This window comes from Sphingorhabdus sp. EL138 (genome assembly GCF_945882965.1).
Taxonomy (GTDB): Bacteria; Pseudomonadota; Alphaproteobacteria; order Sphingomonadales; family Sphingomonadaceae; genus Sphingorhabdus_B.
On record NZ_CAMCWY010000008.1, the window covers coordinates 70,822 to 83,381 of the forward strand.

Annotated in this window: 12 protein-coding genes and 1 tRNA gene; 7 read left to right on the forward strand and 6 right to left on the reverse strand. The window is 54.3% G+C overall.

The genetic code is table 11. The annotated features are described in order from the left end of the window. Positions 1 to 4: 4 nt before the first annotated feature. Positions 5 to 1,120 carry a DNA polymerase III subunit beta gene (gene dnaN, locus Q0N43_RS05135; protein WP_295443483.1) on the reverse strand — a complete coding sequence of 372 codons (1,116 nt, stop codon included), beginning with the start codon at positions 1,118 to 1,120 and terminating at the stop codon, positions 5 to 7. Positions 1,121 to 1,262: 142 nt separating this feature from the next. Here dnaN and Q0N43_RS05140 point away from each other — a divergent pair, with 142 nt between their 5' ends. The 4 genes from Q0N43_RS05140 to Q0N43_RS05155 all read left to right on the forward strand — a co-directional run bounded on the left by Q0N43_RS05140 (position 1,263) and on the right by Q0N43_RS05155 (position 5,126). Beyond that, complete coding sequence (locus Q0N43_RS05140; RefSeq protein ID WP_295443485.1) at positions 1,263 to 1,910, forward strand: histidine phosphatase family protein; 648 nt, start codon at positions 1,263 to 1,265, stop codon at positions 1,908 to 1,910. A gap of 314 nt (positions 1,911 to 2,224) precedes the next feature. Beyond that, positions 2,225 to 3,250 (forward strand): histidine kinase dimerization/phosphoacceptor domain -containing protein, encoded by a 1,026-nt coding sequence (locus Q0N43_RS05145; RefSeq protein ID WP_295443488.1) that lies wholly within the window; start codon positions 2,225 to 2,227, stop codon positions 3,248 to 3,250. A 49-nt stretch (positions 3,251 to 3,299) separates the two neighbouring features. Then, positions 3,300 to 4,541 (forward strand): 23S rRNA (adenine(2503)-C(2))-methyltransferase RlmN, encoded by a 1,242-nt coding sequence (gene rlmN / locus Q0N43_RS05150; RefSeq protein ID WP_295443491.1) that lies wholly within the window; start codon positions 3,300 to 3,302, stop codon positions 4,539 to 4,541. A 3-nt stretch (positions 4,542 to 4,544) separates the two neighbouring features. Then, positions 4,545 to 5,126 (forward strand): septation protein IspZ, encoded by a 582-nt coding sequence (locus tag Q0N43_RS05155; protein WP_295443493.1) that lies wholly within the window; start codon positions 4,545 to 4,547, stop codon positions 5,124 to 5,126. On the opposite strand, the gene Q0N43_RS05160 is transcribed toward Q0N43_RS05155, so the two are convergent. Both Q0N43_RS05160 and Q0N43_RS05165 read right to left on the reverse strand, forming a co-directional pair. Continuing rightward, on the reverse strand, positions 5,123 to 5,896 hold the full coding sequence (locus Q0N43_RS05160) for a thioesterase family protein (RefSeq protein WP_295443496.1): 774 nt from the start codon (positions 5,894 to 5,896) through the stop codon (positions 5,123 to 5,125). The genes Q0N43_RS05155 and Q0N43_RS05160 overlap by 4 nt on opposite strands. Before the next feature lie 591 nt (positions 5,897 to 6,487). After that, positions 6,488 to 6,562: transfer RNA gene (locus Q0N43_RS05165), tRNA-Val, on the reverse strand. A 160-nt stretch (positions 6,563 to 6,722) separates the two neighbouring features. Here Q0N43_RS05165 and Q0N43_RS05170 point away from each other — a divergent pair. Beyond that, positions 6,723 to 7,592, forward strand: coding sequence for an N-formylglutamate amidohydrolase (locus Q0N43_RS05170; protein WP_295443499.1), 870 nt, complete (start codon positions 6,723 to 6,725; stop codon positions 7,590 to 7,592). A gap of 225 nt (positions 7,593 to 7,817) precedes the next feature. Here Q0N43_RS05170 and Q0N43_RS05175 read toward each other — a convergent pair whose 3' ends face one another. The 3 genes from Q0N43_RS05175 to Q0N43_RS05185 form a co-directional block, all read right to left on the reverse strand. After that, on the reverse strand, positions 7,818 to 8,135 hold the full coding sequence (locus Q0N43_RS05175) for a cytochrome b/b6 domain-containing protein (protein ID WP_295443502.1): 318 nt from the start codon (positions 8,133 to 8,135) through the stop codon (positions 7,818 to 7,820). Positions 8,136 to 8,151: 16 nt separating this feature from the next. After that, on the reverse strand, positions 8,152 to 8,931 hold the full coding sequence (locus Q0N43_RS05180; protein WP_295443506.1) for a SapC family protein: 780 nt from the start codon (positions 8,929 to 8,931) through the stop codon (positions 8,152 to 8,154). A 66-nt stretch (positions 8,932 to 8,997) separates the two neighbouring features. Next, positions 8,998 to 10,437: an FAD-binding oxidoreductase gene (locus Q0N43_RS05185; protein WP_295443510.1), complete on the reverse strand. Its 1,440-nt coding sequence runs from the start codon at positions 10,435 to 10,437 to the stop codon at positions 8,998 to 9,000. Positions 10,438 to 10,527: 90 nt separating this feature from the next. Here Q0N43_RS05185 and Q0N43_RS05190 point away from each other — a divergent pair, with 90 nt between their 5' ends. Continuing rightward, positions 10,528 to 11,031 (forward strand): hypothetical protein, encoded by a 504-nt coding sequence (locus Q0N43_RS05190; protein ID WP_295443513.1) that lies wholly within the window; start codon positions 10,528 to 10,530, stop codon positions 11,029 to 11,031. A gap of 115 nt (positions 11,032 to 11,146) precedes the next feature. After that, positions 11,147 to 12,541, forward strand: a complete 1,395-nt coding sequence (locus Q0N43_RS05195; RefSeq protein WP_295443573.1) for a DEAD/DEAH box helicase — start codon at positions 11,147 to 11,149, stop codon at positions 12,539 to 12,541. Positions 12,542 to 12,560 lie beyond the last annotated feature (19 nt).

Sequence of the window (12,560 nt, forward strand, 5' to 3'; positions counted from 1 at the left end):
TTTATCAAACCCGCATTGGCATCAAAACATACAACGCTGTCGACTTGTCATTCTCGCGAATGAGAGTCGGGGCGCTGGCGTCGGCCAAGTGGAGTTCGACCACGTCGCCTTCAATCTCGCTCAATATGTCCATCAGATAGCGGGCGTTAAAGCCGATTTCGAAACCTTCGCTGCTATATTGGCCGGAGACTTCTTCGGCGGCAGTGCCGTTTTCGGGGCTGGTGACCGACAAGGTGATCTTGTCCTGATCCAGTGCCATTTTGACGGCGCGGGTTTTTTCGGTAGCGATGGTCGCAACGCGGTCGACGCCTTGGCTAAAGGCCTTGGGGTCGATGCGCAGCAATTTGTCATTCGCGGTCGGAATGACGCGACTGTAGTCAGGAAAGGTGCCGTCGATTAGCTTCGACGTCAGGATGACGTGATCGAATGTGAAGCGGATTTTGCTTGCCGATAGGTCCACCTGAATGGAGTTGCCGCCGCTTTCGTCGAGCAGCTTGCGGATTTCGGCGACGCATTTGCGCGGCACGATGATGTCGGGCATATTTTCTGCGCCAGCAGGACGCGGGAGTGTGACGCGCGCAAGGCGATGGCCATCGGTCGCCGCCGCCTTCAAAACGGGCTCCGCATCGTCAGTGACGTGCAGGAATATGCCGTTGAGATAATAACGCGTTTCTTCGGTCGAAATCGCAAAGCGCGTTTTATCGATGATCTGGATAAGCGAGCTAGCAGGAATTTCGAACGAGGTGGGCAAGTCACCTTCGGCAATCGTCGGGAAATCGTCGCGCGGCAGGGTTGCGAGCGAGAAACGCGCGCGGCCTGCGTTCACCGCCATGCGGCCATCGGCGGCGTGCAGTTGGACTTGCGAACCTTCGGGCAGCTTGCGCGCGATTTCGAACAATGTATGCGCCGAAACCGTGGTTGCACCGGGGGTTTCGACATCGGCGGCAAAAGTTTCAACGACTTGCAAATCAAGGTCGGTCGCGGTCAGTTTGATCTTGCCGTCTTCGCTTGCTTCGACAAGGACATTAGACAATATGGGTATGGTGTTGCGCCGCTCCACTACGGACTGGACGTGGCTCAGGCTTTTCAGCAGGGTCGCGCGTTCGATCGTGGCTCTCATTCAAATTCCCCTTGTCGGGCCGGGTGGTCCACAGACCAACCAAAAAACCCTATTTCTACACCGAACCTGTCATAACCGCTTTGACCATTAGGGCAAGTCGATAGCTTTTGCCTCTAACAAAATCCTGTGGAATAAGGGCAATATGGGAATTTCAACACATAATCGACGGCTTTTCATCGCGCGGCATGGGGAGACAGTGTTTAACAAAGTGGCACGGATGCAAGGCCAGGCCGAATTGCATACGCCGCTGACCTGGGAAGGCTGCATTCAGGCGCGCGATATGGGCCGTGCGTTGGCGAACTATCTGGGTGCGGATGCAAGGCCGCAGCTTTGGTCATCCACAGCAGGCCGCGCGCTGCAAACGCTCGCCTTAATTGCCGAAGAAATTGACGCCGATTGGCACGAGACCAACCGCGACGACCGTTTGCTTGAAATCGACGTCGGACGTTGGTCAAGCCGGACCTATGCCGACATTGCCGCTGAAATCGGCCCAATCGTCGACGTCGAACATAAATTATTTTCGGTTCGGCCCGATGGCGGTGAATATTATGAAGATGTGGCGCAGCGTTTGTCGCACTGGCTTGGCGCATTGCCCTTTGATCAGGATATGCTGATCATCTGCCACGGTATGACCGCGCGGGTGCTGCGCGGGTTGCTGCTTGGGATCGAACCGATGGCGCAGTTCGGCGCGCCCATCGCGCCCAGCCTGGCACAAGGGGGCATGGTGATGATCCGCGACGGTGTCGAAGCGTTGGTCATCGATGGCAGCGGGCAAAGCGAGCGCGCGTGAATGAGGCCGTATGGCTGCTAGGCATTCGGCGACGTCGTTAACCATTAAAACGGTTCCAGAAAACGGAAAGTCAACTGTCGATAAATGAAGTCTTCGCGGTGCGCCCTGTGCCATCGACGCTGCTGCCTTGAGATGTATTCAAATAAAAAATAATTTAAAGCTGAATTGACTCACTCTAATGCTTTAGGCCTGTTACAACACGTTACAACACGTTACAACACGTTACAACACGTTACAACTGAAACCGTAATTACGAAATGCGCCTGGGTATGGCTCTCGTCCCGCGAACCTCCAGCTTATAACGGCTATATGCCATGGAAAAGCAACTGAACCTTTTGCCCGAGCATGCCGACAATATGTCGGTCGCATTGATATCGTCATCTTTTTCACCGCTTATATTGTTGCGTGAGGATCTGACGATTATCGCGGCGAGCAAGTCCTTTTGCCTTGCATTCGACATCGATTTTGCGGGCGTGATGGGCAAAAAACTGGCCGATTTGGGTGGGGGTGAGTGGAACGTGCGACAGTTGAACACGCTGTTGCAAGCCACGGTGTCGGGCAAAGCTGTAATTGATGTCTATGAAATGGATCTCGTGCGGCCGGAAAAGGGCACGCTACGCCTTTTGATAAACGCCCATACGCTCGATTATTTTGAAGCCGAAAGCATTCGTGTCGTGCTCGCCATCACCGATGTCACCTCGCAGCGCTTGGCTGATAAGGTGCGCGACGATCTTGTTCGCGAAAAGCAGTTGTTGCTGAACGAAATACAGCACCGCATAGCGAATAGCCTTCAGATTATCGCGAGCGTCCTGCTGCAAAGCGCGCGCAAGGTGCAGTCGAACGAGACGCGGGAGCATTTGCGCGACGCGCATAACCGCGTTATGTCCGTCGCAATGCTGCAAAAGCACCTGTCGTCGACCGCTGTCGATAATGTCCGCCTCAAAAATTACTTTGCGGATTTGTGCAATAGCATCGGGGCATCCATGATCGGTGACCCCGGGCGGATAGAACTCACCACGCAATGTGATGACAGCATCGTTGACCCAGATACCTCAGTCAGCCTTGGCCTGGTTGTCACCGAATTGGTGATCAATGCGTTAAAGCATGCTTTTCCGGGTCGGACCCAGCACGGGTCGATCAAGGTTGGCTTCAGTTCGGCTGGCAAGGCATGGACACTTGTCGTTGAAGATAACGGCGTCGGCATGCCCGAGAATGAAGAAGACCGTAAACCCGGCTTGGGCACAGGTATTGTCGAGGCATTGGCAAGCCAACTGGCCGCTGTTGTGATGATTTCGGATGCGGCACCGGGAACAAAGGTTTCGGTGGTCCGTACCGCATAAGGCGCAAGGCTGGCTTTTCGGGGACAACATAATTATAGGCGCGGCTATCATGCAGATTCCCGGCCATATCGACCCCGTTGTCACGCCGCGCGCAATTACCCCGCGCAGCGATGGACGCATTGACCTCATGGGGTTGAGCCATCTCCAAATTCGGCAACTATTTGAAGAATCGCAGTTGGACGAAAAGGCGGCAAAGCTGCGTTCCAAGCAGGTGTTCCATTGGATTTACCATCGCGGTATCACCGATTTTGAGGCGATGACCGATATTTCGAAAATGATGCGGCCTTGGCTCGCCGACCGCTTTGTCATTGGCAGGCCAGAAGTGGTCGAGGCGCAAGTGTCGACCGACGGCACGCGCAAATGGCTTTTGCGCACTGACGATGCGCAGGATTATGAAATGGTGTTCATCCCCGATGCAGATCGCGGGACTTTGTGTATTTCGAGCCAAGTTGGCTGCACGCTCAATTGCCGGTTCTGTCATACGGGCACGATGCGGCTGGTGCGCAATCTGACGCCCGGCGAAATCGTTGGTCAGGTTATGCTGGCACGCGATGCGCTTGGCGAATGGCCAAAGGGCAATATGGCCTTTTCAACGGCGGATGAAGATGACGACGACGATGTTGGCCATTACACCGCCGATGGCCGCATGCTGACCAACATTGTACTCATGGGTATGGGGGAGCCCTTATACAACTTTGACAATGTCCGTGACGCTATGAAGATTGTAATGCATGGCGACGGTCTTGGTCTTTCGCGTCGCCGTATCACGCTGTCGACGTCGGGTGTCGTGCCGATGATGGCGCGCGCAGGCGAGGAGATTAACGTTAACTTGGCGGTATCGCTGCATGCAGTGGTTAAAGAGGTGCGTGACGAACTGGTACCCCTTAACCGCAAATATGGCATTGATGAATTGCTGCGTGCTTGCGCCGAATATCCCGGTATCAGCAACGCGCGGCGGATTACGTTTGAATATGTGATGCTGAAGGGCAAAAACGACAGCGACGAAGATGCGCGCCAACTTGTAAGCCTTATCCGGCAGTATAAACTGCCCGCCAAGGTCAACTTGATCCCCTTCAATCCATGGCCCGGCGCAGACTATGAATGTTCTGACCCCGAACGGATTAAGCGTTTTTCGAGCATCATTTTTGAAGCCGGTGTCAGCGCGCCCATCCGCACACCACGTGGCCGCGACATCATGGCGGCATGCGGGCAGCTGAAATCCTCCAGCGAGAAGAAAAGCCGCGCTGAACTTGACCGCCTCGCCGAAGAAAAACAGGCGGCTTTGGGCTAAGGCATGACCGCGCAAGGCACAGACATGAACGGCGGCGTATTCGCGCGCCACAACCGTCTGCCTTTTGCTATTGATGTCGCCACTGGTTTATTATTCTACTTCGTGGCCAAGTTTACCGATTTGCAGACAGCAGCTTTGGTTGGCGTTGTAGTCGGTTCTGTCTTGGTCACGTTTCAGCGGATCACAAAAATCGACGTCACGGGCGGCCTCGCTTTGTTCGGCATACTCATGCTTTGTATATCGGCGGGCTTAGCAGTCTGGTTGAATGATGACGAATGGATAAAGCTACGCGGCACAATCACAGGATTGATCGCCGCCAGCTTCTTCATCATCGATGGTGCGCGGGGTGGACCATATATCGGCAAAGGCTTGGCGCGTTACATGCCATATTCGGATATCAATGCGGGCCGCCTTGCTATCGTCATGGGCATGATCGGGATTGTCATGGCGGCGTTGAATTATGGCGCTGCAAAGTTGCTGACGACCGACAATTGGCTGTTTTACAAAACCTTCATCGATAATTTTATCGTTATTGGCCTTGTAATGCTTGCCATGCGCTATGCCCGGACAAAGCCAACTGTTTAAGCGAAGATCGCGACCGATTGCATACCCGTTAGCACCGCTTCGCCCCAGCTGTTCCATACCGTCATATACTGGCTGCTTGCGCCGTTTGCGGCATGGTGCGTTTCGCTCGATAGATACCACCAGCCATTTTCGGTGGTTGGTGCATCGGTCAACATATTGATTTGCCAGTTCATGGAGCTCACCATACCCTTTTCGGTCATGAGCCCCATGGCCGACGGCGGCAGGGCGTCACCGATGCAGATAAGCTCGGCAACTGGGTCCAGCCCTTGATGCTCGGTCAGCCGATGCCAACTTGCGAGCCGATTGGTCGCCATCCCAAGTTCAAGCCGTTTGTCCGGATATTGCATATGACCCGTGAAAAACTCCGGTGGGCCGCTGCGCATAGTATCGGCCGTTGGAATAAGCGGGAGAGGCCGAGCCGGGATATTCGCATAATCCAGATGGCTTTGCCTGCGGTTCATGAAAATGAAATTGCATGTCAGGCCAACGCCATCTGCGCCCTTGATTTCCGCCTGAATGAAGGCGGTGTTCTTTCCACGCCGCAGGATATGTGCGCTGACCTCTATGTCGCCCGCCAGAGGCCCCACAAACGCAATTTGGGCCGATTGCAGAGGGGGCAGATGATCCGCTGCCAGCTTGGCCGCCTGATAGGCCAGAGCGGAACTTAGGCCGCCATAGGACGTGCGTCCCTGATGCCAGCTTGGCGGAATAGATATCTTGTGAGTCTTGGCGGCGGGCGAAAACTGTGCGAGAAGCGATGCTAGGTTCATGCCTTTGGCTTAGCGATGGAAAATCAATGCCGCAAGCCGGGGACGGAAATTGGCGGCGGAAGGCCTGTCCTTCCGGGATCCGCTCCACCTTGTCCGTCAGGATATGTGCACGCTATATTTCATGGAAGATACCGCTCCCTCGGCGAGATCGCTCTCTTGCTTGGTTACAGTGATCTAAACGCCTTCGGCCTTTCCAGCGCCCCGACCTTTACCAAGAGCCGTTACAATGACAATATCATTCAACTTGATGCTGATACCTCTGTGATCATCGAAGGCTATATGCCTGCTAAACTTACTGACCTCTTGGGTAGCAGCATGCACTGTTCATCGATCGTGCTGTAGATCAAATAAGCATGTGCCGCCCCGAAAGTTTCGGGCTGCACCTGCTTGGTTTGATGTTCCATCTGACGGTAGCGTCAGAAAACCAATGATCCGTCAGTCCAGCTGTCGTCATAGATCTGGATGGAATAGCTATTATGGTTTTAGGATGGCGGGTATTGAATTGCCAAATCGAGGTGTGGAGGGGTTTTGCCCGTAGGTGAAAGGCAAAGAAAAACCCCGCCAACCCATTAAGGCGGCGGGGCTTTTAAATGGTGGGCGTAGCAAGGATTGAACTTGCGACCCCTGCGATGTCAACACAGTGCTCTACCACTGAGCTATACGCCCACTCTGCGCAATCCTCTAGCTGGGCTTGCCCTATCATTCAAGCCTATTTCAGTGCACGGAAACTTTCCTTTGCAAACACGCGTTCGACCTTGCGCGCAAGATTTTTGCGCTATCTTGCTAAGACTCTGCCAATTATGTCCGTGGGAAGCTAAGGGGAAGCATGGCACCGACGGATATAGATGGATTCGCAAAATGGGGCACGGACACACCCTCCGTCCCGGTACTGCTGTCCGTGCCGCATGCCGGGCGTGACTATCCATCGGAGCTGTTGGATGCGTTAAGGCTGCCGCCGGCGGCCCTATTGCGGCTTGAGGACAGATATGCAGATGTGTTGACTCGGCGCTGCGTCCAGTTGGGATATCCTGTCATTATGGCGCACCGTGCGCGGGCGTGGATTGATTTGAACCGCGATCAGCAGGACATTGACACAGAAATGGTTCAAGGGGCGCTGCGAAGTGATTATCCGCCACCAGGGGTCAAGCAACGCGGCGGTCTTGGCCTAATTCCCCGAAGATTGTCAGGCGAGGGTGAATTGTGGAAACGGCAATTTACCTTGGATGAGGTGGCGCACCGCATATCGTCGTTCCACCGACCTTATCATGAAGCGGTTGCGGATGTACTTGAACACATGCGGCGGCGGTTTGGTGTTGCTATATTGCTTGACCTGCACAGTATGCCGCCGATCCGTGGTGCAACTTCTGGACCAGCGCCTCAATTTGTCATCGGTGACCGTTTCGGCAAAAGTGCAGCGTCGCGATATGCCGAGTTATTGATGGCGCGGTTGCAGGCTCGAGGGTTTAGGGCCGCGCTGAACCACCCTTATGCTGGCGCGTATATTCTGCGCCGCCACGCGCGGCCACATGCAAACATCCATGCCATTCAGTTGGAAATAGACCGCTCGCTGTATCTCGACCCCGATTTGCTTTATCCTGGAGCTGGTTTTGACCGTATAAACAGCATGATTACGGCTTTAGTGTCGGCGCTTGCCGACGAAGCGTTGGGTTCCGCGACCCTGATTGCTGCGGAATGATGGTGAAAAAAACCACCCCGGATCGTTCCGGGGTGGCCTAGGTTCAGGGAGTTGATGTCTTCACAGACATCGGTGGACGGAAACGGGAGGGGATGATTCCGTCCATTGATGAGAATGGGGTGTTGGCATTACGGTTTCAAGACTCACGTGGAAAACAAGGGTAGATTGCCGACCAGCCGCCCGACGGTTGCGAGGAATTGTGTGGTGGCCTTTGCCGCGCCCGCGTCAGGGCCACATGCGCTGGAGGAATGGCATGCGGTCGATAAACTGATGTGTCAACGCGCCGAAGACATGTAATCCGATTAGAATGATAAGAGGCGTGGCAAGAAATTCATGACCTTCTTGCGCGAAGTCGGCAAGCGCCGCGTTTTTGCCGCCCGCCATATCAAACGTGAATAGACCAAAGAAGTCCACTGGCGCCGCATTATTATTGGCACCGATCATGAGCCAGCCAGTCAGTGGCATAACGATCATCAGAATGTAGAAAAGAACGTGCGCGGTGCGTCCTGCCGTCACTTCCCTAAAAAGGTGGCGTGACGGCATGAAGCGATCGGTTGGCTTAGTTCGAAGGCAGTTCCGTCACTTGCGGTACCTTACCTTGTGCGACCTGAACTGCAAAGATTTCCCGCATTAATTGCAAAGAAAATAAATGTGCATGGATCAGCGCAAGAATGCCGTTTTGGTTCAACTTGCGAACAGTATCGCCACGAAGCTCGCGCAATTTGTTTTCATCGATCATTTTAAAACCACGATAGATGAAGGGCTGCGCCTGACCTTCTTGCTGAATGGATACTTCACCATCCATGAGAAGGTCGAGCTTTTTGATTTCCTCAACAAAAGCGTGCGTTTGTGCGCCAGCATTTTCAAAGTCTTCGCAGAACTTCAAAATCGCTTTTGTATTCTCGCTTGGCTTGCTGTCTTCAAACAAAGGCGTGCCGTCTTCAAATTCGCCAACCGCACCGGATGTTGGGTCAAAGCACAACGACAATTCGTCGGTGTCCGGACGCAGTTTCGCCAGCAGGAAAGGATAGCGACGGACATATGCAGGAATGTAAACGGGACGATCAAATTGCCCTTCGTCATTCATGAACGTGTTCACGCCTTCATTCATACCCATCAATACGAGTGGTACGGGGTTTTCCGACGCCGAGAAGATGATTGGATAGGTGCGCGACGCCGGCACAAATTCTTCAATCGTCAACGGGATGGCATGTTGGCCCTCAAGAAATTTAGCGTTTTCGAGCATGCGTGACTTCCACGTTACATGATCGTTGCTGCTCAACGGCACCAGGTCGTTGTACAAAAGCGGGAGGTTAGCGGCTTGGGGCGCGGTGGCCATATGAAACTCCATCGTTGATTTATACTAAACAAATTTTGAACGCGCCGTTTAAGCGGACAGTTTTGTTTACGCAAGCGGAACAAGTTTACCGGGGTTCATAATTCCCAACGGATCAAGCGCATTTTTAATGGCCCGCAATGCGCCAAGCCGCGCCGGTTCGATCAGACGTTCGAACTCGGCGATTTTAGCCTGTCCAATACCATGTTCGGCGGAAAGCGACCCGCCATAAGCGCGCACACGGTCGTAGACATGCGACGTGATCACTTTGCCGTGGCCTTCGTACCAGGATGTTATATCTATTCCGACCGGGGCTTTGACGTGAAAATGGATGTTGCCGTCGCCCAAATGCCCAAAGGCAAGGGTTTTGGTGCCGGGATAGGTGTTTTCAATCACAGGGGATTCATCCTCAATGAAACGGGCCATCGCCGACACGGGGACGCTGATATCATGTTGCAGCGCAGGTCCCGCCGCGCGCTCAGCTTCTGCAATGGAATCGCGGATTTTCCAGAATGCTTCGGCTTGCGTGTCGCTGCGCGCAATGGTTGCGTTGCCGAGTAGATTTTCATGCATGGCCTTTTCCAACAGGTGCGTGGCCAGTTCGCCGGGGGGCATCTGCCCTGGATCATCTTGCACAAATTCCATCAGCGCATGCCAGCGATGCTTAGTATCCAGGGGCGACCGGGTTCCGGCGATGTGGGTTGTCACGGCATTAAGCGCGCGTTGTGGCAGGATTTCGAAACCTTCCAAGCGATCCCGGCCTTGCCGTTGCATGAACAACAGTAAGTCATATGCTTGGGCAGGGCTGTCAACACCGGCCCATACGACGCAGCGATCTATCAGAGCCGGGACCGTGTGTACGACGGCCTTGGTAACGATACCAATCGTCCCCTCTGCGCCAATTAGCAGTTGTTTCAGATCATAGCCGCGATTGTCTTTTTTCAATGGTGCCATTGCATCGTAGATGGATCCATCGGGCAAGACCGCCTCTAGGCCGGCCACGAGCATCCGCATGTTGCCGTGGCGGAGCACTTGCGTTCCGCCCGCATTGGTTGAAATCAACCCGCCGACAGTGGCAGAACCCTTTCCACCCAAGGTCAGCGGAAAGCGGCGTCCAACCGCCGCTGCGGCCTCGTGCAAATTCTGCAGAATAACCCCCGCATCGCAGCATATCAGCCCATCTTCTGCGTCCATCGCGGTTATGTTGTTCATGCGCCGCAAAGACAGGATTAGCTGCTGACCGCTCTTATCTGGCGTTGCGCCAGCAACCATCCCACTATTGCCACCTTGCGGAACCAGAGAAATCCGGTGCTTGGCCGCTAGCTTCACCACTGCGGCAACCTCGTGCGTATTGGCTGGCGAAAGCAGGGCACGGGCTGCGCCTGTAAATCGGCCGCGCCAATCGGTCAGCCAAGGCGCAATCACGTCGGTTTCGTCCGAATAGCCCTTCGGTCCCAATATGGCGCGAAATTCCGATAAAATCTTTACATCTGGCACAGTTTTTTCCATTGTACGTGGCGGTCCTGGCTTTTAATTCATTATAGGTTCAAGCCTATCGGGTAAAGCCATCCGAACTTCAACTTCATACCGGAATGTTTCTTGCGCGCACTATTGGTAATCATCCTTTTTGCGGTCGCATGGACAACATTGCCGTATAAGGCTTTGGCGCAGTTTAAGGTTGCCGCGATCAATAGTCCGTTCATGCCCTTTTTGGGGTTAAAGACCAACTTTAATCAGGTACGTATTGACCAAGGTGTGATCGTTCGATTTCCTGCCTCGGCTTCAGCGCCGGTAACATTGGGTGCGCAGCGACAGTCCGTTGGCCCGATCAAGTATAAGGAAAAAAAGATCGGCAAATGCCTTTGGGTCAACAGGCTCGGAGGTTCGCGTCCTGGTCCTGACCGCAGTCTGGATTTGGTGACGCGGGACGGCATTCTGATTCGTGCGTATCTAGGCGAGGGCTGCCTGGCCCGCGAATTTTACGCCGGAACCTATATGGAACGGTCGTATGACGGCAAATTATGCGTCAACCGCGATCTTTTGCATGCACGCACTGGCGCCAAATGCGATATCGACAAATTCAGGTTGCTAACCCCGCGCTAGCGCCCGTTCCATCGGGCATCTATCTTGACATTTGTCGCGGTAGCGACCAATGGCCACGCTCGTTGCCGTGAATTTGCTTCTGGTGGCGCTGCGCCATTTTTTTCCGGAACACTATATGCGTTTTGCCGATATCGGCCTGTCCGACGAGTTGTTAAGAGCCTTGAGCGAGGCTGGCTATGACACGCCGACCCCAATTCAGGCTGCAGCTATTCCGCAAGTCCAAATGATGCGTGACATCATTGCCATCGCCCAAACAGGGACGGGCAAGACGGCAAGCTTCGTACTCCCGATGATTGACGTGCTCGCCAATGGCCGCGCGCGCGCGCGTATGCCGCGCAGCCTGATCTTGGAACCAACACGCGAACTGGCTGCGCAAGTTGCAGAGAATTTTGAAAAATACGGCAAATATCATAAGCTGTCGATGGCGCTTCTGATTGGTGGCGTACAAATGGGGGATCAGGTCAAGGCGCTTGAAAAGGGCGTTGACGTTTTGATTGCTACCCCCGGCCGGTTGATGGATTTGTTTGAGCGCGGCAAGATTTTGCTGACTGGTTGTGAAATGCTCGTCATTGACGAGGCGGACCGTATGCTCGACATGGGCTTTATTCCCGATATTGAACATATCTGCACAAAGCTGCCACCAACGCGCCAGACATTGTTGTTTTCGGCAACGATGCCGCCACCGATTAAAAAGCTGGCGGACAAGTTCCTGTCGAACCCCAAATATATCGAAGTAGCACGTCCGGCGACGGCGAACGTCAACATCGAGCAGTTTTTGGTCAACGTGTCACCGACGAAAAAGCGAGAAGTTTTGCGCGACCTTTTGCGGACCGAAAAAGTGTCGAACGCGATTATCTTCTGCAATCGTAAGACGACTGTCCGCGAATTGAACACAAGCCTTCAACGCCATGGCCTTCGGTCTGGCGAAATTCACGGTGATATTGACCAAGCGTCGCGCCAGAAGCAGTTGGAAGCGTTCAAAAATGGCGACATTGACCTGCTTGTGGCATCCGACGTCGCCGCACGCGGGCTTGACGTCAAGGGTGTGAGCCATGTGTTTAACTTCGATGCGCCATGGCATCCCGACGACTATATTCACCGCATTGGCCGCACGGGCCGGGCTGGCGCCAAGGGCAAGGCATTTACATTTGTCACCAAGGCCGATGAAGAAGCGATTGAAAGCATTGAAAAGCTGATCGGCAATAAGATTACGCGTTTGGGCAAAATCGAAGCGCCCACCGAGGGTGAAGAACGCGTGCCGGCAAAGCGCGGGCGCCGAACACCTTCGGCTAAGGCCAAGGAAGCGCGGCCTGACACGCCTCAGCCAGCAGCCGAAGCGCCAGAGCCGAAGCCGTTACCTGAGAAAGTTGTGGCCAAGCCAGCGCGTGAGAAGTCAGCGCCTAAGGCTGAGGTCGCCAAGCCAGATCAGTCGAGCGGTGCCGCGACGTCAGGCGATGATGGCTGGAACGGGCCAATGCCCGGTTTCTTGAGCGTAGGTTTCGGCAGTTAAGCAACGCCTGCGGCGCGAT

What these genes read in the sequence shown, in the direction of transcription:
- dnaN (WP_295443483.1), bottom strand. Translation starts at nt 1,120, where the DNA reads ATGAGAGCCACGATCGAACGCGCGACCCTGCTGAAAAGCCTGAGCCAC.
- Q0N43_RS05140 (WP_295443485.1), top strand. Translation starts at nt 1,263, where the DNA reads ATGGGAATTTCAACACATAATCGACGGCTTTTCATCGCGCGGCATGGG.
- Q0N43_RS05145 (WP_295443488.1), top strand. Translation starts at nt 2,225, where the DNA reads ATGGAAAAGCAACTGAACCTTTTGCCCGAGCATGCCGACAATATGTCG.
- rlmN (WP_295443491.1), top strand. Translation starts at nt 3,300, where the DNA reads ATGCAGATTCCCGGCCATATCGACCCCGTTGTCACGCCGCGCGCAATT.
- Q0N43_RS05155 (WP_295443493.1), top strand. Translation starts at nt 4,545, where the DNA reads ATGACCGCGCAAGGCACAGACATGAACGGCGGCGTATTCGCGCGCCAC.
- Q0N43_RS05160 (WP_295443496.1), bottom strand. Translation starts at nt 5,896, where the DNA reads ATGAACCTAGCATCGCTTCTCGCACAGTTTTCGCCCGCCGCCAAGACT.
- Q0N43_RS05170 (WP_295443499.1), top strand. Translation starts at nt 6,723, where the DNA reads ATGGCACCGACGGATATAGATGGATTCGCAAAATGGGGCACGGACACA.
- Q0N43_RS05175 (WP_295443502.1), bottom strand. Translation starts at nt 8,135, where the DNA reads ATGCCGTCACGCCACCTTTTTAGGGAAGTGACGGCAGGACGCACCGCG.
- Q0N43_RS05180 (WP_295443506.1), bottom strand. Translation starts at nt 8,931, where the DNA reads ATGGCCACCGCGCCCCAAGCCGCTAACCTCCCGCTTTTGTACAACGAC.
- Q0N43_RS05185 (WP_295443510.1), bottom strand. Translation starts at nt 10,437, where the DNA reads ATGGAAAAAACTGTGCCAGATGTAAAGATTTTATCGGAATTTCGCGCC.
- Q0N43_RS05195 (WP_295443573.1), top strand. Translation starts at nt 11,147, where the DNA reads ATGCGTTTTGCCGATATCGGCCTGTCCGACGAGTTGTTAAGAGCCTTG.